The following is a 21,454-nucleotide window of genomic DNA, read 5'->3' as shown; positions in this document are numbered from 1 at the left end:
AAACACATGACTGAAACAGCAGCGCTCACGCAGACTGTCTCACCAAACGCAAAGCACAGCAATCCTTTGCGGGACCCCCGGGATCGTAGGTTGTCCCGGGTGGCCGGGCCATCCTCGCTGGTGATTTTCGGAGTGACCGGTGACCTCTCCCGCAAGAAGCTGATGCCAGCCGTCTACGATCTGGCCAATCGGGGCCTCTTGCCGCCGAGCTTTGCGCTCGTGGGTTTTGCTCGCAGGCAGTGGGAGGACGAGGACTTCGCCCAGGAGGTCAAGGAATCGGTGCAAGCCCATTCTCGAACCCCCTTCGACGAGGCAGTCTGGAACCAATTGCTCGAAGGCATCCGTTTTGTGCAGGGTGAGTTCGATGACGATGACGCTTTTAGCAGGCTCAAGGAAACCCTTGAGGAATTGGATGCGGATCGCGGTACCCGGGGCAATCATGCCTTCTACCTGTCTATTCCGCCGAAGGCTTTCGAGTTAGTCTGTCGCCAGCTCTCCAAGCATGGCCTGGCTCAGTCGGAGAACGATAGCTGGCGCCGGGTGGTGATTGAGAAGCCTTTCGGGCACGACCTGGAATCGGCTCGGGAGCTCAACGCCATCGTGGAATCGGTCTTCCCGCCCGATGCGGTCTTCCGTATCGACCACTATCTGGGTAAGGAGACCGTGCAGAACCTTTTGGCGCTGCGCTTTGCCAACCAACTCTTCGAGCCAATCTGGAACGCCAATTACGTTGACCATGTGCAGATCACCATGGCCGAAGATATTGGCACCGGCGGCCGGGCAGGCTATTACGACGGCGTGGGGGCGGCTCGCGATGTGATCCAGAACCACCTGTTGCAGCTCCTTGCGCTGACCGCCATGGAGGAACCCATCTCTTTCAACGCGGAAGATCTGCGGGCGGAGAAGGAGAAGGTACTGGCAGCCGTGAAGTTGCCTGCGGATCTTTCCACCCATTCTGCTCGCGGCCAGTTCGCGGGTGGCTGGCAAGGCGGCGAGAAAGTCTTGGGCTATCTGGAAGAGGACGGCATTCCGGCCGACTCCAACACCGAGACTTACGCCGCGGTCCGTTTAGACATCAACACCCGCCGTTGGTCCGGTGTGCCGTTTTACCTGCGCACCGGCAAGAGACTGGGGCGCCGGGTCACCGAGATCGCCGTTGTCTTCAAAAAAGCACCGAATTTACTCTTCACCGACCACAGCGATGACGAATTCGGGCAGAATGCCGTGGTAATTCGGGTGCAACCCGACGAGGGCGTCACCATCCGCTTTGGTTCGAAGGTGCCGGGCACTCAGATGGAAGTACGCGATGTGACCATGGACTTCGGTTACGGTCATGCCTTCACCGAGAGCAGTCCGGAAGCCTACGAACGGCTCATCCTCGATGTGCTGTTGGGTGAACCTCCGCTGTTCCCAAGGCATCAAGAAGTGGAGCTGTCCTGGAAGATCCTCGATCCCTTCGAAAGATACTGGGCTCAGGAAGCCAAGCAACCGGAAGCATATCCGCCAGGGAGTTGGGGGCCAGCCTCGGCTGACGAACTGCTGGCGCGAGACGGACGAAGCTGGAGAAGACCGTGATTATTGATTTACCTGATACAACCACCTCGAAGATCTCCAAGGAGATCCAATCGATGCGGGAAAAGGGTGGCGTAGTAACGCTGGGCCGGGTTTTGACCCTGGTGGTACTGACTAAGAGCGGCTACGAGGAGGAAGCCATCGAGGCGGCCAACCTGGCTAGCCGCGAGCATCCTTGCCGGATTATTGTGCTTGCGGATGCCTCGGGGCAAGATGTCACTCGCCTGGACGCGCAGATCCGGGTGGGTGGCGACGCCGGTGCCTCCGAGGTCGTGGTGCTGCACGGCTATGGAGAACTAGCCAATCAGAGCGAGTCCTTGGTCTCCGCTCTTTTGTTGCCCGATGCGCCGATTGTGGCCTGGTGGCCCCATGGCATCCCGGAATCCGCCTCGCAGACCTCGATCGGAAAGATCGCTCATCGTCGAATCACCGATTCGGCCAACGAGCCCGATCCCCGCGAAGCACTTCGCCGAATCAGCAATAGCTACGCCGAGGGTGACACCGATCTGGCCTGGACCCGGCTGACCAATTGGCGGATCCAATTGGCTGCGGCTTTTGATCAGCTCGATGACGAACCAATCACCTCTTTGCTGGTGGAAGGTGCCTCCGACTCCCCTAGCACCTTGTTGTTGGCTGCCTGGCTGCGTGGGGCGCTCAACGTGCCCACCACGGTGATCGAAGATCCGGCTGGTACCGGTATCCGTCGAGTGGTGTTGCAAAGGGAGCAAGGTTCCATCGAGTTACTCAGGCCGGGAACCCAAGAAGCAACGCTGACTCAGCCAGAGCAGCCGGTGCAACATATCTCGCTGCCGCGGCGCTCACTCCAGGATTGTCTCTCTGAGGAACTGCGCCGGCTGGATCCTGACGAGGTCTTTGGCGAAGTCATCACGGAGAATCTCGGTAGTCTGCTGGCTGCGGAAGCCGCCGAGGAAGTGGTGGTTGCACGATGAGTCCCGCACCGGGTCCGGTCCGGATCAACATCCATCCCAGTTTCGATGTGCTGGCCGCCACCACAGCCGCCCGGTTGATCACCAAGCTCCTCGATGTTCAGAACGAACGCGGTGAAGCGACCGTAGTTCTCACAGGAGGCACCGTCGGCATTGCCACTCTCAAGGCAGTGGTGGACTCCCCTGCCTGTTCCGCAGTGGACTGGTCGAAGGTGAACTTCTGGTGGGGCGATGAACGGTTCCTGCCGGTGGGCGATCCGGAATCGAACGCCAAGCAGGCTCGCGATGTGCTGCTGGATAAGATCGGCGTCGATCCGGCTCGGGTGCATCCGATGGGTAGCCCGGATCAGTTCGCCGACACTCAAGCCGCAGCTGCCGACTATGCCCGGCAACTGGCGGTAGCCGCTGCAGCCGAGCATCCCGGGACCGAAGAAGAGAATCTAGACACCACTGCCATCGTTTGGAACGCGTTGCCGCGCTTCGACGTGCTGCTGCTCGGCATTGGCCCGGACGGGCATATTGCCTCGCTCTTTCCGGAGATGGCCGGTATTCGGGTGCGCAATGAACTGGTGGTAGGAGTGGACAACTCCCCCAAGCCGCCGCCGTCGAGGGTCTCGCTGACCCTGCCGACCATCAATTCCGCACAGGAGGTCTGGATGGTGGTTTCGGGTTCGGATAAGGCCGGTGCCGTTGGACTAGCTCTTGCCGGTGCAAATCCGGTACAGGTTCCGGCCGCGGGTCCGGCCGGGCGGGTCAAAACACTTTGGCTGATCGATCAAGACGCCGCAGCGAAGGTGCCGGAGAATCTTTTCCTGGGTGGCGCGAGCTAGGCTTTACGGTTATTGGCGCAGGTAACTGCGCCAAAGGCCATGCAGCGCGGTGAAGAGACCCAAGGAGTCTTGTGGCGAAAGGTTGGCCTGCTCACCGTCTCGCTCGGCGGACCACCAGCCTGCGCTACCTGCGTCTATGATCATTTCACCGCCCTCAGGACCCTTGTCATGTTCTAAGAGGATCACTCGCCAGGGCTGATTTGCCTCTGTGGGCACGCCGAGCGGCAAGGGTGCTACATTGCTCTCGATTCGGCGGCAAAGTTCATCCCAGCGCACCCTGGTAGCGGAGAGTTGATACTCCGGGCGAGGTGAAATATTTAGCCATCCGGTGAGATGCATGAGCGAACGTTCCAAGCCCGTCACAGCAAAGAATCTACTTCCTGGTTCAACCACCTCCTGAGGGGTTCCCGGCGGAGCACTGGAGAAGACCACGGCTAACTCCGAGCCCAAAAAGAGTTCAAAACTGCGGGCTGAGGAGAATCCAAGACCGTTGAGACTGATCCGGCCGAGTGGGTTACGGACGATTCCTGCGACCTTCCAGCCCAGCGAGGTGAAGGCACCTGATTCGGTGAGCAAGCCTAAAGTCTCCAGAAGCGCTGCGTCCTCTTGCTGGCCCCAATCCACCGGCAGAGCCCTGCGTTTACTTCGCTGTGGATCATTGAGCAGATCGAGAACCCGCGCCGAGGTCTCCGCGCTGAGCTCCACCATCGAGGTCGAATAGGTCATAGCCATCTCAATACCCTCGACTTTCCGGGCTTACTGCACCCAGCTGGCTGGCCGGAACGAAATAGGGCAAGGCGGCTTCGTGTAGCGCCAATAAACCGTCGAAGTGCAGTAGGCGTCCGGTCAGGGTGACAGCGGTGGCAATTGGGCCAAGTAACGTCCAGGTTTGAATGGCGATCAGCTCCGTGTCCTCGGCGAATTGAGTTTGCACGCGGTAACTCGTGGTCACCACCCGGCCTTCCCATTCACCGCCCTTGGACGAACCGTGAATCGTTCGCAGCCCAAGGACTCTTGCGCCGCCGTTGAACTCGGCAAAACCACGGATCTGTTCCCGGGTGTAGTTATGTAGGCCGCTGAAGTCTGCGGGTGGCGCTTCGACCGTGACCTGAAAGTTCATCCGACCCAGTTGCTGCTCAGCGGCTAGGGGTTCCTGCCCGGAAATCACCACAGCAGGTGTTAGTCGAATGGCTGATTCCCACCACCCCGGTATGGCGATAACAGCGCCGGAAGCCGGGTCCTCAACGATCCGGAGTTCCTCGTCCACACTCATTGAGGCCCTGATTCTGGGGAACCTTGGCGGGCTCGATTATCGGCAGCCCAGGCGATCTTGGCCTGTTTACGATTCAGGGGATTGAACGCTTTGGGTCGGGCTTCCGGCGGGCGGCCCAGCGGACCGTATTCGCGTAGTTGAACGAAGTCTTCTCGGTAGTTTCGCAAACCGGTTCTCGAATCGGTGGTCTGCCGGAACCAGCGCGGCCGGAGCGCACGTTTCAGCCGGAACCCTAGCAGCGGTTTAAAACCCTTCACGGTGAATACCGCTTCTCCTAAGTTGACCGCGTGGACGCCGTCCTGCTGGATAGTCCTCAGCTGATCCGGTCCGGTCGCGGAAAGCACCAGGGTCCAGGCTCTCGAATTTGCAAAGTCGGACCGAGGGCGCTGCACAAAGATCACCTGGCGATCATCTACCAGCATCTCCGCATCCACAGGAGCTTGGCTAAGCGCGAAGTCACCACTCAACTCTCCCTTGGTCCGGAATCTAATCATTCGGGGTAGCCCAAAAGCCCCGCGAGCCAAATCTTCGCTCGTGGTGCCGATGCTCTGGTAGCCGACCTCCCAGCCGAATATCGCTCCGTTGCTTGAGTCCCGAGGCGTATATCTTTCCTGCACAGGAACGATCTCCGGGTTTGGGTCGAGCTTTCCCCAAGCCTTACGCACCTTATGAAGTTCCCGCCACCAAGGAGCGCGCAAAAACGGAAGCGGCATACCCAAAAGACCAACAAAGGCAACAGGGAGCAGAAGAATACCAATGAGACCGAAGGGAAAAGCCACTGCTTTCGGTAAGCCTAGATAGAGCTGGGAAAGATAACTACCCAAGAACATGACGATTGCAACGCCCGACCAGAAAAGCGCGGTTCCGCGATCAACGAGCCAAGGTTTGCCACTCATAGCGCGATCTTTACCGGAGAAAGTCAGCCAAACAACGAACCAACAAAAAAACATAAAGGGAACACCAAACCAAAACCTGGGATCAGTATTCACTTATTTCCTCCGAATAATCCGCTAAAGATGTTCTTGACACCGTTAGTTACAGAACTCCCAGCATCGGCAATGGCACTAGATGCCATATCGGTCACTCCGCTGGCCACCAGGCCCCCGATCACGCCACCCACAATACCGCCGATCACAGTTCCAGGACCGGGAAAAATAGAACCTATCGCCGCACCCGCAGCTGCACCACCCCACACCCCGAAACCACCAAGTACAGCGGAGGTACCAGCGACCGCCCCTGTCCGCACAATTTTTTCCTCTTGCGGCATATCTGGATGAGCCTGCGAATCACTCTCCCATTGCTGCCAGCCGCTCACTCCGGCTCCCACAACAGCACCAACGGGCCCCAGAACCTTGGTTGCCCCGGCTCCGAGTTTGAGCAGGGTCGGTGCATCATGAGCGACATCCTTGATCAGGCTGGTGCCGATTTTGGTTAACTTCGAAGCATTCTCCGGCAACGCGGCACCCAGGCTACCCGGAATGGGCTCAGACTTAATACCTACCTTCTTGAACCATTCCTTGAACCGGCCCCAAGGCCCGCTCTGACCGGCTCCCGGATTGAACAGCCTCCAAACCGAACCACCTATCCGGTGATCGCCGGTCTTGCGCAACAAAGTGGTGATGTCATCCGCGATTTTCACCGCGGCGCTGCTCAATCCCACTCCGGCGCCAGCAGGGGTATCCAGACCAAGAACCTTGGATACGTGATGGAAAATATCGCCTAGCACTCCCTCGCCATCTCCACCACCGGAAACCTGGGCAAGTACCTGATCGAAAGAAACCACCTTGTACCCGGCCGCAAAGGTCCCGGCAGCCGCTCGATATTCCTCACGAAGTGCATCGCACTCGAACCGGAACTTAGCCAGAGCGTTTTGCGCATCCTGAAGAGCCTGAGCATTCCGCGCCACCTGCTGCGCATGATCGTGATCTGCTGGCGCTTCCGGATCAACAGGAACCGCCGAGAGCTGAGTCTGCACCCCAGCCAAACGAGTTAATTCATCCTGTTCATACTGGGCCTTCCACCAGAGCGCATCCCCGCGCTCCTGAATCGATTGCAGACTACCCGCCCAACTCCGGGTGCCAGACTCAAGATCATGAGCCTGTGAGGTGTAGTTACCGATTGCAGCCGAGACCTGGGCCATGGCAGTCCTGATCTGGGTGACTGTCAGACCGAGTCCATTGACCGACGTCGTACTCAACCTCGACTGCCCCTGAACCAATGCCGCCCCAGTATTTGCCCAGTAGGACAGCAACTGATTGACGTCTTCGACCCGTCCCGGCGCGGGATCGCTGCCGCCTAGCAAAGACCAATCAGAGGGCCTGGCCATTAACGTGAGCCCTCGAGCTGACCGGAGAGGCCGCTGTCCGCAGTGGCAAACTCATCTTTGGCATTGAGGACAGCCACGGCCAGGGCACTCAGGCTACCGTCTATGCCATCCAGGGACTTCGCCCAATCACCGCTACCGGTTTCCACCGCTCCGCTAACCATGGCATCGCCAAAGCTTCCGGACGGTGCCGCCGGTATCGCCGAAAGCTCCTCATCAACGGCTGCTAATGCTGCTGATGCCGCTTCCAGATCGGCGGATCCGATCTTCAAGTGCCCCGACACAATTACTCCAATCGTTGAGCTTTACTCAACGATAACATATTAATCCTTCAATAGGAGATTGATTTATCCAATCGGTAACAAAACAACAAGGCCCCTCCGATTCAATCGGAGAGGCCTTGCAGAAGCACAAATTATTCAGGAGGGAGCAACCGCCGAGAACTTAATCACCAGGCCAAGCGCCACGATCACCACGCCCCAGGTCAACCCCAGAATAACGGTGAACCTGTTCAGGTTCCGCTCAGCGACGCCGGAGGAACCGAGCGAAGAAGACATACCGCCACCGAACATATCGGAGAGGCCACCACCCCGGCCTTTGTGCAGCAGGATCAACAAGGTGAGCAAGAGCGAGGTGATGCCCAGCAGGATCTGCAGGATGATGGTGAGAACTTGCACAGTTGCCCTTCCGGAGCGCCCGGCGAAACCGGGTCGAGAAATCGAAGACGAATCAGCAAATCAATCGGTCAGTAAATGCGACTCGAACTTAACAATATTAGCAAATTCGGCTACGTCCAAGCTCGCCCCGCCGACCAGCACGCCATCGACATCGCGTTCACGCAGAATCGACGCGACATTATTGGCCTTGACCGAACCACCGTAGAGCAGCCGAGCTTTCTGCGCCACTGATGAACCGAAAATCTCCACTAACTCGGCACGGATTGCAGCGCACATCTCCTGAGCATCATTCGGGCCCGCAACTTCGCCGGTGCCAATTGCCCAGATAGGCTCGTAGGCAATCACTAGTTCGGCCGCCTGCTCCTCAGTCAAACCAACAACGTCGGCGCGCAGCTGAGTCAGGGTGTGTTCCACATGGGTGCCAGCCTGGCGCACTTCTAAGCCCTCGCCGAGGCAAAGTATCGGAGTGAGTCCGTGCCGGTAAGCCGCTAGTAATTTACGGTTCAGTAACTCATCGGACTCGCCATGAATGGTGCGACGCTCGCTGTGACCCACCAAGACGTAGCGACAGGCCAGCTTGGCGAGAAAGGCACCCGAAATATCGCCGGTATAGGCACCGGAATCCTGATCGGAAAGATCCTGGGCCCCGTAGACAACCTTGAGCTGATCACCCTGCACCAGGGTCTGCACCCCGCGCAGATCAGTGAAAGGAGGGAACACAGCCACCTCCACCCGCGAGTAGTCATGGTTCGCATCGGAGAGCGTCCAAGCCAGTTTCTGCAGGAGGGTGATGCCCTGGACATGGTCCATGTTCATCTTCCAGTTGCCGGCGATCAGCGGGGTGCGGTCAAATTTACCGTTTGTCGATGTGGTCACGGATACATCTTAGACCGCCCGCCAGCCGGATTTCCGTCCATTACTCCGCTTCTCTATTTTCTCCACAGCGTCATTCAACCGCTCAGCTCTTCGGCAAACCGGGGGGATTGGTCCTCGAAGAGGTCACTGCCTCGCTACTCAGCCCCCAACGATCAAGCACCTTCTGATATTCACCGCTCTTAATCAAGCCATTGAACGCGGCGGTGACGGCATCGGCCAATCCGGCACCTTTCTTGCTGGTTGCCGCGATTTCCGCGGTCAGCGGCCAGCCCCCGGGGACCAGCCCCAAAAGCTTGGTCTTGCCGTTGATCGCAGCCTTATACGCTCCAGTGGCATTCGGTCCGAAGGTCAGGTCGGCACGACCGGACTGTAGCGCCAGATCGCTGGCCGAGACGTCGTCGTAATATTGCAACTCGACCGGCGCTAATCCCTTCGCCTTGTTCTGCGCATCCCAGGCGAGCAGGATTTTCTCCTGATTCGTTCCCGAGCCCACGATGACCTTCTTCCCAGCGATGTCCGCCGGCTCCTTGATCTCACCGATCTTGCTGTCTGATTTAGCGTAGAAACCCAAGGTGTCATTGCGATAGGTGGAGAAGTCAAACCTTTCCTTTCGCTCCTCCGTCACCGTGACATTGGAAATCACCAGGTCATACTTTCCTGAGCTCACCCCGAGTGGCCAATCAGCCCAACTGGTCGCTTGGAGCTCCAGCTTCAGCCCCAGGGCATCCGCCACCAGCTGAGCGAAAGCGGGATCCGAGCCCACGATCGTGGTGTTATCTGAGGCATAGAAACTCAAGGGAGCAGAACCCGGAGAGTTCCCGACGACCAAGGTTCCTCGCTCTTTGATCGCTGCCGGAAGCAGCGCCGCAGCCTCCGGATTCGGTTTGGCCCGGATCGGTTCAGCGCTACTGGCCTCGCTCACCGCGGTCGGTGCCAGGTCCTGCGCTCCCCCGGTACTGCCCGGATCCGCGCAGCCTGCCAGAGCGGGTCCGAGAAGCGCTAGACCCAGAACGGCAAACACGGCGACAGCTTTGTTTTTCATGGTTTCCTTATTGGTTTGAGTCGGTTCGCGAGGACGCGTGAGAAGTTCAGAGGACTTTGGCTAGAAAGGCCTTAGCTCGGGGGTGTGCATCGGGGCCGAAAAGGTGTTCCGGGCTACCCTGGTCGATGACCAGGCCAGCGTCCATGAAGACGATTCGGTCCGCTACTTCCCTGGCAAAGCCAATTTCATGGCTGACAATGATCATCGTGCGTCCGCCACGGGCCAGATCCTTGATCACATCGAGCACCTCGGTGACCAACTCGGGATCCAACGCCGAGGTGGGCTCATCGAAGAGCAAGACCTTGGGATCAAGAGCGAGTGCCCGGGCAATCGCCACCCTCTGCTGTTGTCCGCCGGAGAGTTGGCGGGGATAGGCATCGGCCCGGTCTGCCAAACCAACCCGTTCCAGCAACTCGACGGCGCGGGCAGTGGCTTGAGCTTTGCTTTGTTTGAGGGCGGCAATCGGTGCCTCCACGATGTTCTCCAGCACGGTCAGGTGCGGAAACAAGTTGAAGTTCTGGAAGACCATGCCAATCCGAGTACGTTGCCGAAGCACCTCTCGCTCCGGTAGTTCATGCAGCGTCTGTCCGCGCTGCCGATAGCCGATCAGCTCGCCGTCGATATCTATGCTGCCCTGATCCAACTTTTCCAGGTGGTTAATGGTGCGCAGCAAGGTCGATTTACCGGAGCCCGATGGCCCCAGAATCACCGTGACCTCGCCCGGTTCGATCACCAGATCTATGCCCTTGAGCACGGTGACTTCGCCGAAGTTCTTCTGTACCCCAGCGATCCTCACTCGGCCCACCGCGGTGCCGGCCGACGTCGTCATGGTTGAATCCCCAGACTTCGGGAACCGATAACTCGCCGTAGGCGCTGCCAGGGTGTGGGCGGCAGCGAGCGCAGCGCACCGCGGGCAAACCGGCGTTCGATGTAATACTGGGCCACGCTCAGCACCGAAGTGATCAGTACATACCAAAGCGTAGCCACCAACAGGAGCGGCAAGACTTGCTGAGTCCGGTTGTAAATCACCTGAACGGTATAGAACAACTCGTTATAGGCCAGTACATAGACCACCGAGGTGCCTTTGACTAAGCCGACAATCTCGTTGAACGCACTCGGCAGAATGGCTCGCAACGCCTGGGGCAACACGATCCTCAGGGCTCGACGGCGGCGCGGCAGGCCCAGCGCAGCCGCCGCTTCCAGCTGGCCTTGGTCCACCGAGAGGATGCCGCCACGGATGATCTCCGATGAATAGGCGGCTTGGTGCAGGGTGAGCCCGAGCACGGCTGCGGCGAACTGGCTGATCAAGGTGGTGGTTTGAACTTCAAAGAACACCGGGCCGAAAGGAACACCCAGCTGGATCTTTTCGTAGAGGTAGCCCAGGTTGTACCAAAGCAACAATTGCACCAGCAACGGCACCGAGCGGAAGATCCAGGTATAGGTCCAGGACACCGCCTGCAGTACCGGCGAGGCGGAAATCCGCATCAGCGCGAGCAGAAGCCCGAGTACGAAACCTACACTGCCCGCGATTGTGGTCAGCAGCAAGGTGGCGCCCAGGCCACGCAATACCGATTCGGCAGTAAACCACTGTGCCACCACGCCCCATTCCCAGCGTGGATTTCCCAGCACGGAGAGCAGGATCGGTATCAGGACAAGGACGACGGCGATAGTCACCACGGTGCGGACAGGATGCTTGGTGGGGACAATCCGCCGTATCGGAGCACTCCGGGCTTCAAGAGCGAGGCCCTGTACGGGCGGGCTCAAGGTGGCGGTCACGGGCGTAGTTCCTTTCGGAAGGGCAACGGTCCGATGTTTTCGGGATCGGCCTCTAGATCGAATTCAGCCCGATAACCTGCCGCCAAATAAAGTGCCTTCGCCTCCGGCTGCCGAGGGCCCGTGGTCAAATAGATTCCGTGATAGCCGCGACGGAGCGCCTCGGTTTCTAGCTCTTCCAGCACTCGTCGGCCCAGGCCCCGACGGCGGTAGGCGGAATGGGTCCAGATTCTCTTCAATTCAGCGGTCCGTGTGTCATAACGACGAAATGCCCCACCCGCTACGGGCTTACCGTTTTCCAAGAGCACCAGCAGCACCCCGTCAGGAGCCGCAAACTCCGTGGCCGGGTAGTCAAGTAACTCTCGATGGACTTCGCGACGGGGTTGGCCGTAGCGATTGCTGTATTCCATCGCCAGCTCAGCGAGTAGTGGTTGGGCCAGCGGATCGTCCTGTTCGAGTCGACGCACCACGATTTCGGCTTGAGTTGCTGGAATTATTCGTTCCAAAGCGGTCGCCGCCATTTAGGCCACCGCCTTTTTGGCTAGGTTCGCTTCAGTGCCCTGTGCTGAAAGCTTCGCCGCTTCCTCACGTACCAACGGGATCACTTGCTCACCGAAGTCCTTGGCGTCTTGCAAGGTGTCATAGCCGCGTACCGAAATAATGTCTACTCCCAGTTTCAGGTATTCCAGCAGGGCTTCCGCAACGATCTCTGGAGTGCCAACTAGTGCGTTGGAATTTCCGCCTCCACCCGTCAGCTGAGCCGTTTTGGTCCAGAGCGCGGCGCCAAACCGCTCGCCCTGGCTGGCCAATTCCAAGAGACGTTGCGAGCCACTGTTTTCCGGGTTACTCAAGGATCTCCGGTGCCGAAAGACTGTTGATCCTTGAATCCGCTGTTCCAGCTGAACGGCGATCTGCTCGGCACGCTGCCAGGCCTTTTGCTGGCTGGAGGCCAGGATCGGGCGGAAAGCGATTTGAATTCTGGGAGCTTCTGCCCGCCCGGCGTCGGCCGCGGCCTTTCGGATCGATTCGATCTGCTCGGCGGTGCCCTCCAGGGTCTCGCCCCATAGCGCAAAGACGTCGGCCTCAGCGGCACCTACCCGGTAAGCCGCCGGAGAGGAACCTCCGAAAGAGATGGTCGGCCTGGGCTGCTGAAAGGGTTGAAAGTCGAGCGCGAAATCTTCAATCCGGTAGTGCTCGCCTTGGTAGTCGAAGCGCTCCTGCCCAGACCAGGCTTTCTTAATGATCTGCAGGTATTCACGGGTACGCTGATAGCGCTCATCTTTGCTGAGAAAGTCACCTTCTGCTGCCTGATCCGCGGCGGAGCCTCCCGTGATGAAATGCACTGCCACTCGGCCGGCGGAAATATGGTCCAAAGTAGCGAAGGTCTTGGCCGCGAAAGTCGGTGCCGAGACATTGGGCCGGTGTGCCACCAAGAGCCCCAAAGACTCGGTGTGCACGGCGGCAAAAGCCGCCGCTTGGGCGGGGTCCGGGCTGCCCGAACCGTAGGCAAAGAGCACCCGGTCAAAACCGCTTTGCTCGTGCACTTGAGCTAGCTTTGCGGTGTATTCCTTATCGAAAACCGGACCGCTCCGGGCATTGGTTTCGGTGCCATCATTGAGCGCACCCATTCCCAGAAATTCAACTGTCATTGCGCTGCTCCTCCTGCTTGGCGGTGAGGCCGGTCAATCACCGGCTGATCGTGGCTCGAAACTATGGCTCCGCCGAGGTGCCGGTCAAACACCGTGACTTCGCCGGACCTAAGGGGTCTCCGAGTGACCTTTCGTGACCTCTCGTGACGGCTTTATGACCGGCCGATGACGAGCTCTTACGCTCTTTGACGGCTGGACTGACAGCGCTCACGCAGCTCGGTACAGTCCAGCGCAAGACCACTTCCCCGCTAGCGATATCGCATCCAATTCTGATCTGGAGGAGTTCCTTGAGTAGCCCACTCAAACCGCAGCCTGGCTTATCCATTGCCTTCATTGGCGGTGGGCCCAGGATGACCGGTGTGCTAGAACGGCTGGCCAGTAATCTGCAGGAGTTCCCGGTGGAGAGGTTCACCGTGCATATCTTCGACCCCTTCGACCCCGGCTCGGGACGAATCTGGCGGCGGGAACAATCGGGGCTGCTAAAGCTCAACTCGACGGCCGCAGATGTCACCATGTTCACCGATTCCTCGGTTCAGATCGACGGGCCGATCAGTCCTGGCCCCAGCCTGATCGACTGGGCGACGGCTATCCGGTCCGGTGTGATCACCGATGTTGTGCTGAAGAGCGAAGAGCTCCGAGCCGAAGTAGCAACGTTGCTTCCTGGCAGTTTCCCGAGCAGACGACTGCAGTCCGAATACCTGCAATGGTGTTATCGCCGTGCTGCGCGACGGCTGGCGCCCTGGGCCGAGATTAAGCACCACCGTCGCTTGGTGGATCAGCTTGATGCCATAGCCGGCGGCCGCCAGCGCATCCACTCCGGCCCCCAACAACAGCCGATATTGGTCGACGCCGTGGTGCTGGCACTGGGGCATACAGATGCCTTACCCGATCAGCCCACTCGGCAGCTACTGGACTTTGCCTCCCGGCAAGGAGCTTGGTATTTACCGCCGTGCTACACCGCTGATGCAGATCTCTCCGCGGTGCGGCCCGGCCAGGACGTCCTAGTGCGAGGCATGGGGCTGGCCTTTATTGATTTGATGGTGCTTTTGATGGAAGGCCGCGGTGGCCGTTTCGAGGAGCTTCCCGAGGGCGGATTGCGCTACTTACCTTCCGGCCAGGAACCACGACTGCACGTTGGCTCCCGCCGCGGCGTGCCATATCATTCAAAGACCCGTACCGAACTGCAGGGCGAGCCCTATACGCCGTCGTACTTCACCGCCGCGGTGACCGCCGAGCTACTTGAGCGGTACCCCACTTTAGATTTCGAAACCCAGCTTTGGCCACTGGTAGCTAAAGAACTGCTGCATGGCTATTACCGAGAACTGGCTACCGGCCATCCAGAGCGGGTTCGCGGCGACTGGTCAGACTTCCGCCAGCTCTTCGATCAGCCCGGGCTGCCCGCCAAACAAGCGCTTCAGGCGCTTCTGGTTGACTCGCAAGACTACCTGGACCTAGCCGCTTTGGATCGTCCATTCACCGATGCTCAGCCTGCGGACCTTCAGGGCTGGCTGCGGAGCTATCTGGAAGAGGATCTGCGACGCCGAACCTCCGAGCGGCACAGTGAGACCTTTGGGCTTTTCCTCGCCCTGCTGAACTGTTACGGAACGCTCAGCCAGATCCCTCGACAGCGGCTCGATTTGCAACCGGGGTTACGGGAACGCTGGCACGGTTTCTTCAGCTTTATCGCCAGCGGGCCACCACCCCAGCGGTTGCGGGAGCTACTGGCCCTGCACGACGCCGGTCTGATCACCTTCCTAGGAGCAGGCTTGAGCATTACCGCCGATGAGCAGAGCGGGAACTTCCAAGCTAGCTCGGCCGTTCTGCCCGAACCGATCCGGGCGAAGGCGCTCATCGATGCTTTCCTGCCCCGGCAAACTGCAGCTTATTCGGCCAATCCTTTGATCTCGGGGGGCGGCTTTGCCGAACGGGTTACCGTGGATTCTCAGCTCCGGATACTTGATCGGGACGGAATTCCGGCAGCCCGCCGATTCGCTCTCGGCGCCTTCACCGATTCCGCTGCGGGCGGGGCCTTCGTCAGGCCGGGTAGCAATGCCCCCTCTTTCAGGGAAAATGACGCTCTGGCCCGGGACCTGCTCCGGTTACTCAACGATACGGCTCAGATCGCGGAGTCGGAGAAGGATCACGAACTACAGCGGTTGAGCGCCTAGTTAGGCACTCGGCTGCTTCAGCGTCGATTTTTTCGAACCTTGATGGTTCTAAGCTGTCTTGACGGCGCTAAACGCCGGAGAGCAAAAGCGGAACTCCGGCCTTGCCGCCGGCGAAAGCAGGGCGTCCCGCATAGGGGTCGCCCTCCTCCCAGAGCGTGGTGGTGACCTTGGCCCGGACCGCCGGAATAACTTCGGTAGCGAAGCCTTCCAGAATGTCCAGCTGCTGTTCCAGCGGGACCGTGCTGGGCAGCGAAATAGATTGCAGATCATGGCTGAAGGCATCGTGAAAACGCAAGATCTTCTCTGCTACCTGCTCGGCTGTGCCGACCAGCGCCGGCCCTTCCGCTATCGCGTGATCAATACTGCGAAACGGCGTATTGTTTCCGGGCACGTTACGTGCGGTTACCAGTCCTTCGTAGACCGGGCCGAACTGCCGTTTTGCTTCCCGGGCACTATCCGCCAGGAACAATCCCCCGGCCCCTGAACCGGCACCAACATAGGCGCCTGCCGGGTCATGCCCGTGCAGTTCGTATTCCTCAAAATAGTGAGCAATCAATTCCTGATAAGCCTCCAGGGGCTGAATGGCGTTCGCGCTGAAGAGCGGGTCACCCCAGCGGGCAGCGAGTTCGACGGCGGTACGAGAGGTGGCAGAACCGTGCCAGATGCGGATCGGTCCGGCATAGGGCCGCGGCTGCGAGGTCGCACCGAGTAAGGACGGGCGATACCGCCCGCTCCAATCGACTTCTTCCCGGCTCCAAAGCTCCCGGAGCAGCTCGTACTTCTCGGTCAGTAATTCATACTGCTCGGCAGCTTGCAGACCGAAGAGCGGAAAATGTGCGAGTTCGTTGCCTTTGCCAATGGTGATCTCCAGCCGCCCCCGGGAGAGCTGATCGATGGTGGCGTAGTCCTCGGCCACCCGGAAGGCGTCCAAAAGGGAAAGCACGGTGACTCCGGTCTGCAAGCGGATGCGTGAAGTGCTGGCCGCGATGGCACCGAGGATCGCCACCGGTGAGCTGGAGAGGAAGGGACCAGCGTGCCGCTCACCCACGGCGAAGGCGTCAAAACCCCGTTCCTCGGCCCGGCGGGCCAGGAATAAGGTCTGGGCCAACCGCTCGGCCGCACTGACTTGCCTGCCGGTGACCGGATTAGGCTGGTGCGCAATGATGTCCAGGAGCTGGAACTTCATGCGCTCAGCACGTCCTGCCCGGCGCTCGCGCGCTGTTCGTTCCGCCCGGGTTCGTCTCTTCCGATCCGCCGGGGCAGCTGATGAACGCTCGAGGCCGCTTCGGCGGCGAGTTCAGCAGCGAGCGGAAGGAATCCTCCTTTGAAGAACAAAAGCGGATGCCCACCCGCCTCAGCCGCTTCCAGACGATGCACCCGGGCAATCGCGATGCTGTGATCGCCCGCCTCATGTTCAGCCTCAAGTTCACAGTCCACCCAGGCCAGGGCACCACCGAGGTGTGGGTGCCCGGCCGCCGAGATCTCCCAATCAACGCGGTCGAAGCGGTCGATTCCCTTACGGCTGAAGTCCAGAGCCAACTGCTCAGAGCCCGCCGGCAAAATATTCACGGCAAAACTTCCGAGTTGTCGAATCTTGGGCCAGGTGCTGGATCCCTTGGTGGGGTTGATCGAGATCAGCGGCGGTTCCAGAGACAGCGAGGTGAAGGACTGGCAGGTAAACCCAACAGGGCCAGTGCTATCGTGCGCAGTCACCACGGTGAGCCCGGTGGCGAAATGGCCGAGCACGGTGCGCATTCTCTGCGGCGTGATGTCATGGGATAAAGTCACGTTCGCTCCTCAAAGACGGTTCTCTTCTGCCAGAGAACCACGCCCCCGGAAGCCAAGCAATACCGAGGCAACCTCAGGAAATACAGCGACTTAAAACGCAACAGCCGACGGCGGGCTCCAAAACGAAACCCCAGCGCCGGCTGTTACAAATCTTTCTGAGGAAACTACTCAGTCACGTTCCAGGGCGGTCAGCCCCGGAAGTTCTTTACCCTCTAAGAATTCCAGGCTCGCTCCGCCACCGGTAGAAATATGTCCAAAGGAATCCTCTGCGAAACCTAAAGTGCGCACGGCGGCAGCCGAATCTCCGCCACCCACCACGCTAAAGGCCTCACTGTCGGCAAGAGCCTGTGCCACAGCCTTGGTGCCCGCAGCGAAGGCGGGGAACTCGAAGACGCCCATCGGCCCGTTCCAGAACACCGTCTTGGCGGCCTGGATATGCTCAGCAAAGTTTTGACCGGTCTGCGGGCCGATGTCGAGGCCGATGCCCGTGGCACCGAAGCTACTAGATTCGATCGCTTCCGCCGCGACAAGCTCGTGTGCCGCATCGGCAGCGAACTTCTCGGCAACCACGACATCGCTCGGCAGCACGAAGCTAGTACCGGCGGCTTCCGCACGGGCTAGGTAGTCCTTGACCACGTCAATCTGATCGCTCTCCAAAAGGCTCGCGCCCACCGAATGTCCCTGCGCGGCCAGGAAGGTAAAGAGCATGCCACCACCAACCAAGATGGTGTCAGCCCTTCCGATCAGATTCTCGATCACCGCGAGTTTGTCCGAAACCTTTGAGCCACCCAGTACCACAACGTAGGGCCGCTCCGGTGATTCGGTGAGCTTGCGCAGCACGTCCAGTTCGGTACGCACAAGATCGCCTTGGAAGGACGGCAGCAACAATGCCAGGTCGAAGACACTCGCGTGCTTACGGTGCACCGCGCCGAAGGCATCGTCCAGATAAGCGGCGTTGCTGCCGCCCAGGGCGGCGAGTTCGGCAGCGAAAGCCTGCCGTTCGCCGTCGACCTTGGAGGTCTCCCGCGGATCGAAGCGGACATTCTCCAGCACCAGAACCTGGCCATCGCCAAGCGCAGCAGCGGCAGCCTGTGCCAAAGGACCCGAAGTATCCCCAGCCAGAGAGACGGGTACCTGAGCCAATTCGGCGAGTCGATCAACAGCGGGCTTGAGAGAGTATTTCGCCTCCGGAGCGCCCTTAGGACGTCCCAGGTGGGCCAGTACCAAGACCCGCGCGCCGGCAGCGGCCAGCTTCTCAATAACTGGAAGCGAGGCGCGAACCCTGCCATCATCGGTGACCGTCTGATTTCCGTCCTCAGCGCCAGAAAGCGGCACATTCAGGTCACTTCGGACCAAAATGTACCGCCCCTGGACACCTTCGGCGAGCAGTTCGTCAAGGGTGTGTAAAGTCATGCTCCCAGCCTAGTCCGTCGAGTGTGGAGATCTGCACGTTATGAAGGTGTTTTAAGATGCAGATCTCCACACTCGATGAGCTTAGAGCTTAGACGCGACGAGTTCGGTCAGATCGACCAAACGGTTCGAGTAGCCCCACTCGTTGTCGTACCAGGCAACCACCTTGACCTGATTGCCAATAACCTTGGTCAGCCCGGAATCGAAGATCGCGGAGGAGGGATCGGTCACGATATCGGAGGAGACGATCGGATCCTCCGTGTAGCTCAGGTATCCCTTGAGCGGGCCTTCGGTGGCGGCAGCCTGGTAGGCGGCGTTAATTTCCTCGACGGTGACCTCACGGGAAATTGTGGCGGTCAGGTCGGTCACCGAACCGGTCGGCACCGGCACGCGCAGCGCGTAACCATCCAGCTTGCCCTTGAGCTCCGGCAACACCAGACCAATGGCCTTAGCCGCACCGGTGGAAGTGGGCACGACGTTGATCGCGGCGGCACGCGCACGGCGCGGGTCCTTATGCGGGCCGTCCTGCAGATTCTGATCCGCGGTGTAGGCGTGCACCGTGGTCATCAGGCCACGCTCGATGCCGAAGTTGTCGTTGAGCACCTTGGCCAACGGTCCCAGGCAGTTGGTGGTGCAGGAAGCATTCGAGATGATGTGGTGGTTGGCCGGATCGTAATCGGAATCGTTGACGCCAAGCACGATGGTGACATCCTCATCCGAAGCCGGGGCGGAGATCAGCACCTTCTTAGCTCCAGCTTCAATGTGCTTGCGCGCATCGGCAGCCTTAGTGAAGAAACCAGTGGATTCGATTACGATATCGACGCCGAGCTCAGCCCAGGGCAGCTTGGCGGGGTCGCGCTCGGCGAGCACCTGAATGGTCTTGCCATCTACCACGAGGTGACCGTCTACCACCTCGACGGTGGCCTTGATTCGGCCAGTCACGGAATCATATTTGAGTAGTTGAGCCAGGGTCTCCGGGCTAGTGAGGTCGTTGACTGCGACAATCTCCAGGTCCGCCCCTTGTTCAAGAGCTGCGCGGAAGTAGTTGCGTCCAATCCGGCCGAAGCCGTTAATGCCAATCTTTGTGGTCACGGTTCAATCTCCTTGGTGCTGTTATCAGCACGCCTAGTTCAATGGTCCGTTGCGGGCCCTTGAGATAACGGTTCTCGCACGACTTTGGGCAGAGATTACTTACCAGCCGGAGGTTTCCGCCAAGTAACGGCGGCGAAAAGTCCTCCGTGATACATCTTACGTTTAACTGGGTTTGCCCCCGCAATTGCGAGGGCAAACCTGTGCAGTTCAAACAGTTATGTGACGCGACTAACACCCCGGGGTTATCGCCCAAGGAGTCCTGTAGAAGCTTAGAGCAGGATCAATCCGCTGGCATTGGTCCGAGCGCCGTCAAAACGCTTAGCCACATCAGCCCAGTTCACGATGTTCCAGAACGCCTTGACGTAGTCAGCCTTGACGTTGACGTAATCCAGGTAGAAGGCATGCTCCCACATGTCCAGCATCAGCAAGGGCGTGGTACCCACGGCAACATTGCCCTGCTGATCATAGAGCTGCTCGATCACCAGGTTGCCGCCGACCGGCTCATAAGCCAGGAAAGCCCAACCGGAACCCTGCAGGCCCAGCGCAGCAGCATTGAAATGTGCCCGGAAGGCATCAAAGGAGCCGAAAGCGTCGTCAATGGCAGCAGCCAATTCACCCTCGGGCTTGTCGCCGCCGTCCGGAGAAAGGTTGTTCCAGAACACCGAGTGGTTGGTGTGACCGCCGGTATGGAAGGCCAGATCCTTTGACAATCGGTTCACATTGGCGAAATCGCCCTTTCCCCGTGCCTCAGCCAATTGCGCCAAAGCATTATTGGCTCCGGCGACATAGGCCGCGTGGTGCTTGTCATGGTGCAGTTCCATGATCCGTCCGGAGATATGGGGCTCCAGAGCCGCATAATCGTAGGGTAGATCGGGAAGTGTGTACTGTGTTGCGCTCACGGTTCCTCCATTGAATGAGATGTTTTCAGTAGCCTAGCAACTGCCACTGCCCATAATAACGTCACATTTTTGTGATCTATTTCTGGATTGCAGAACTAACCGACGTTATCTTCTCTCCCAGGCTATTCCTCAAGCATCTCGAGTGTCACATTTGCCTCGGTGCTTGGGATTCCCAGATCAGCGGCCCGCTTATCGGCCATCGCCAAGAGCCGACGAATTCGGCCTGCAATCGCATCCTTGGTCATCGGTGGATCGGCCAACCGCCCCAGCTCATCAAGCGATGCCTGCTTATGCGCTACTCGCAGCTCTCCGGCGTATTTCAGGTGCTCCGGAACGTCCTCGCCCAGGATTTCCAAGGCCCGATCCACTCGTGCCCCGGCGGCCACCGCAGCTTGGGCCGAACGACGCAGGTTTGCATCGTCAAAATTCGCCAAGCGATTCGCCGTCGCCCGCACTTCCTTACGCATCCGGGATTCCTCCCAGACCAAAAGGGTCTGATGCGCGCCCATCCGGGTCAGCAGCGCCGCGATGGTATCGCCGTCTCGGATCACTACCCGATCAATTCCACGCACTTCTCGCGCCTTGGCCGCAATACCAAGCCGTCGTGCCGCACCGACCAGAGCAAGTGCTGCCTCCGGTCCAGGGCAGGTGACTTCCAAGGATGAGGAGCGACCGGGCTCGGTGAGTGAACCGTGCGCCAGAAAAGCCCCGCGCCAGACCGCTTCAACATCGGCGGTTGAACCATTGACAACCACTGATGGCAGCCCACGCACGGGCCTACCACGGCTATCCAGCAAACCGGTCTGCCGAGCCAACGCCTCGCTTTCCCGAACCACCCGAACCACATAGCGATTGCCGCGCCGCAGCCCACCGCCGGAAACCACAATGATCTCGCTCTGATGTCCATAGAGCTCGGCAATCGCCACCCGCAGCCGGCGGGCCGTCGCCGCCAGGTCCACTTCGGCCTCGATCACGATCCGCCCGGAGATGATGTGCAATCCACCCGCAAAACGCAGCATCGCGGAGACCTCGGCCTTCCGCACCGGGGCTTTGCGAATTTCGAGTCGGGACAGCTCCTCTTTCACTGCCGCTGTCAATGCCATCTGTATTCCCGTCTTGTATATCCGTAAATCTC

At 59.4% G+C, this 21,454-nt stretch carries 22 protein-coding genes; 4 read left to right on the top strand and 18 right to left on the bottom strand.

Features of this window, described 5'->3' with window-relative positions; genetic code table 11:
* Positions 1-6 precede the first annotated feature (6 nt).
* Genes zwf through pgl form a run of 3 tightly spaced genes read left to right on the top strand, consistent with a single transcriptional unit; the run spans position 7 to position 3,349 of the window.
* The gene (zwf, locus tag FHU41_RS02000; RefSeq protein ID WP_179387980.1) at positions 7-1,575 is read left to right on the top strand and encodes a glucose-6-phosphate dehydrogenase; all 1,569 of its coding nucleotides are present in this window, start codon (positions 7-9) and stop codon (positions 1,573-1,575) included.
* Entirely contained in the window at positions 1,572-2,522 is a 951-nt protein-coding gene (locus FHU41_RS01995; protein WP_179387979.1) for a glucose-6-phosphate dehydrogenase assembly protein OpcA, read from the top strand. Before zwf ends, FHU41_RS01995 begins: the two co-directional genes overlap by 4 nt.
* On the top strand, positions 2,519-3,349 hold the full coding sequence (gene pgl, locus FHU41_RS01990) for a 6-phosphogluconolactonase (protein ID WP_179387978.1): 831 nt from the start codon (positions 2,519-2,521) through the stop codon (positions 3,347-3,349). The genes FHU41_RS01995 and pgl overlap by 4 nt, the downstream gene beginning before the upstream one ends.
* Before the next feature lie 9 nt (positions 3,350-3,358).
* Here the strand turns inward: pgl and FHU41_RS01985 are convergent, their stop codons facing one another.
* From FHU41_RS01985 to FHU41_RS01930, 12 genes are all read right to left on the bottom strand, one after another.
* Positions 3,359-4,081, bottom strand: a complete 723-nt coding sequence (locus FHU41_RS01985) for a hypothetical protein (protein WP_179387977.1) — start codon at positions 4,079-4,081, stop codon at positions 3,359-3,361.
* Position 4,082: 1 nt separating this feature from the next.
* Positions 4,083-4,622, bottom strand: coding sequence for a hypothetical protein (locus FHU41_RS01980; RefSeq protein WP_179387976.1), 540 nt, complete (start codon positions 4,620-4,622; stop codon positions 4,083-4,085).
* Positions 4,619-5,518: a hypothetical protein gene (locus FHU41_RS01975; RefSeq protein WP_179387975.1), complete on the bottom strand. Its 900-nt coding sequence runs from the start codon at positions 5,516-5,518 to the stop codon at positions 4,619-4,621. The genes FHU41_RS01980 and FHU41_RS01975 overlap by 4 nt, the downstream gene beginning before the upstream one ends.
* A gap of 89 nt (positions 5,519-5,607) precedes the next feature.
* A complete protein-coding gene (locus FHU41_RS01970) occupies positions 5,608-6,948 on the bottom strand; it encodes a hypothetical protein (protein ID WP_179387974.1) in 1,341 nt (446 codons plus the stop codon).
* Positions 6,948-7,229 (bottom strand): hypothetical protein, encoded by a 282-nt coding sequence (locus FHU41_RS01965; protein WP_179387973.1) that lies wholly within the window; start codon positions 7,227-7,229, stop codon positions 6,948-6,950. The genes FHU41_RS01970 and FHU41_RS01965 overlap by 1 nt, the downstream gene beginning before the upstream one ends.
* 135 nt (positions 7,230-7,364) lie before the next feature.
* A complete protein-coding gene (secG, locus tag FHU41_RS01960; RefSeq protein ID WP_179387972.1) occupies positions 7,365-7,622 on the bottom strand; it encodes a preprotein translocase subunit SecG in 258 nt (85 codons plus the stop codon).
* Positions 7,623-7,682: 60 nt separating this feature from the next.
* Positions 7,683-8,498: a triose-phosphate isomerase gene (gene tpiA, locus FHU41_RS01955; protein ID WP_179387971.1), complete on the bottom strand. Its 816-nt coding sequence runs from the start codon at positions 8,496-8,498 to the stop codon at positions 7,683-7,685.
* Between the two features lie 82 nt (positions 8,499-8,580).
* On the bottom strand, positions 8,581-9,540 hold the full coding sequence (locus tag FHU41_RS01950) for an ABC transporter substrate-binding protein (RefSeq protein WP_179387970.1): 960 nt from the start codon (positions 9,538-9,540) through the stop codon (positions 8,581-8,583).
* A gap of 46 nt (positions 9,541-9,586) precedes the next feature.
* Positions 9,587-10,369 (bottom strand): amino acid ABC transporter ATP-binding protein, encoded by a 783-nt coding sequence (locus tag FHU41_RS01945; protein ID WP_179387969.1) that lies wholly within the window; start codon positions 10,367-10,369, stop codon positions 9,587-9,589.
* Entirely contained in the window at positions 10,366-11,304 is a 939-nt protein-coding gene (locus FHU41_RS01940; protein WP_218847051.1) for an amino acid ABC transporter permease, read from the bottom strand. The genes FHU41_RS01945 and FHU41_RS01940 overlap by 4 nt, the downstream gene beginning before the upstream one ends.
* A gap of 8 nt (positions 11,305-11,312) precedes the next feature.
* Positions 11,313-11,834: a GNAT family N-acetyltransferase gene (locus FHU41_RS01935; protein ID WP_179387967.1), complete on the bottom strand. Its 522-nt coding sequence runs from the start codon at positions 11,832-11,834 to the stop codon at positions 11,313-11,315.
* On the bottom strand, positions 11,835-12,962 hold the full coding sequence (locus FHU41_RS01930; protein WP_179387966.1) for an LLM class flavin-dependent oxidoreductase: 1,128 nt from the start codon (positions 12,960-12,962) through the stop codon (positions 11,835-11,837).
* Between the two features lie 287 nt (positions 12,963-13,249).
* Here FHU41_RS01930 and FHU41_RS01925 point away from each other — a divergent pair, with 287 nt between their 5' ends.
* Positions 13,250-15,130, top strand: coding sequence for an FAD/NAD(P)-binding protein (locus FHU41_RS01925; protein WP_246279408.1), 1,881 nt, complete (start codon positions 13,250-13,252; stop codon positions 15,128-15,130).
* Positions 15,131-15,197: 67 nt separating this feature from the next.
* On the opposite strand, the gene FHU41_RS01920 is transcribed toward FHU41_RS01925, so the two are convergent.
* The 6 genes from FHU41_RS01920 to whiA form a co-directional block, all read right to left on the bottom strand.
* A complete protein-coding gene (locus FHU41_RS01920; protein ID WP_179387965.1) occupies positions 15,198-16,316 on the bottom strand; it encodes an LLM class flavin-dependent oxidoreductase in 1,119 nt (372 codons plus the stop codon).
* Positions 16,313-16,918, bottom strand: a complete 606-nt coding sequence (locus FHU41_RS01915; protein ID WP_343046217.1) for a flavin reductase family protein — start codon at positions 16,916-16,918, stop codon at positions 16,313-16,315. Before FHU41_RS01915 ends, FHU41_RS01920 begins: the two co-directional genes overlap by 4 nt.
* A 168-nt stretch (positions 16,919-17,086) precedes the next feature.
* Complete coding sequence (locus FHU41_RS01910) at positions 17,087-18,331, bottom strand: phosphoglycerate kinase (protein ID WP_179387964.1); 1,245 nt, start codon at positions 18,329-18,331, stop codon at positions 17,087-17,089.
* Between the two features lie 81 nt (positions 18,332-18,412).
* Positions 18,413-19,420: a type I glyceraldehyde-3-phosphate dehydrogenase gene (gene gap / locus FHU41_RS01905; RefSeq protein WP_179387963.1), complete on the bottom strand. Its 1,008-nt coding sequence runs from the start codon at positions 19,418-19,420 to the stop codon at positions 18,413-18,415.
* Positions 19,421-19,689: 269 nt separating this feature from the next.
* Positions 19,690-20,319: a Fe-Mn family superoxide dismutase gene (locus FHU41_RS01900; RefSeq protein ID WP_179387962.1), complete on the bottom strand. Its 630-nt coding sequence runs from the start codon at positions 20,317-20,319 to the stop codon at positions 19,690-19,692.
* A gap of 122 nt (positions 20,320-20,441) precedes the next feature.
* Positions 20,442-21,422, bottom strand: a complete 981-nt coding sequence (gene whiA / locus FHU41_RS01895) for a DNA-binding protein WhiA (protein ID WP_179387961.1) — start codon at positions 21,420-21,422, stop codon at positions 20,442-20,444.
* Between the last annotated feature and the right edge of the window lie 32 nt (positions 21,423-21,454).

The organism is Psychromicrobium silvestre (assembly GCF_013408295.1).
Classification (GTDB): domain Bacteria; phylum Actinomycetota; class Actinomycetes; order Actinomycetales; family Micrococcaceae; genus Renibacterium; species Renibacterium silvestre.
Note: the sequence above shows the minus strand (reverse complement) of the source record. Positions and strands in the feature narration are given on the sequence as shown.

Bases quoted from the DNA above. Each gene is read 5' to 3' on its own strand.
- zwf (WP_179387980.1), top strand. From the start codon at position 7: ATGACTGAAACAGCAGCGCTCACGCAGACTGTCTCACCAAACGCAAAG.
- pgl (WP_179387978.1), top strand. From the start codon at position 2,519: ATGAGTCCCGCACCGGGTCCGGTCCGGATCAACATCCATCCCAGTTTC.
- FHU41_RS01985 (WP_179387977.1), bottom strand. From the start codon at position 4,081: ATGGCTATGACCTATTCGACCTCGATGGTGGAGCTCAGCGCGGAGACC.
- FHU41_RS01980 (WP_179387976.1), bottom strand. From the start codon at position 4,622: ATGAGTGTGGACGAGGAACTCCGGATCGTTGAGGACCCGGCTTCCGGC.
- FHU41_RS01975 (WP_179387975.1), bottom strand. From the start codon at position 5,518: ATGAGTGGCAAACCTTGGCTCGTTGATCGCGGAACCGCGCTTTTCTGG.
- FHU41_RS01970 (WP_179387974.1), bottom strand. From the start codon at position 6,948: ATGGCCAGGCCCTCTGATTGGTCTTTGCTAGGCGGCAGCGATCCCGCG.
- FHU41_RS01950 (WP_179387970.1), bottom strand. From the start codon at position 9,540: ATGAAAAACAAAGCTGTCGCCGTGTTTGCCGTTCTGGGTCTAGCGCTT.
- FHU41_RS01945 (WP_179387969.1), bottom strand. From the start codon at position 10,369: ATGACGACGTCGGCCGGCACCGCGGTGGGCCGAGTGAGGATCGCTGGG.
- FHU41_RS01935 (WP_179387967.1), bottom strand. From the start codon at position 11,834: ATGGCGGCGACCGCTTTGGAACGAATAATTCCAGCAACTCAAGCCGAA.
- FHU41_RS01930 (WP_179387966.1), bottom strand. From the start codon at position 12,962: ATGACAGTTGAATTTCTGGGAATGGGTGCGCTCAATGATGGCACCGAA.
- FHU41_RS01920 (WP_179387965.1), bottom strand. From the start codon at position 16,316: ATGAAGTTCCAGCTCCTGGACATCATTGCGCACCAGCCTAATCCGGTC.
- FHU41_RS01910 (WP_179387964.1), bottom strand. From the start codon at position 18,331: ATGACTTTACACACCCTTGACGAACTGCTCGCCGAAGGTGTCCAGGGG.
- whiA (WP_179387961.1), bottom strand. From the start codon at position 21,422: ATGGCATTGACAGCGGCAGTGAAAGAGGAGCTGTCCCGACTCGAAATT.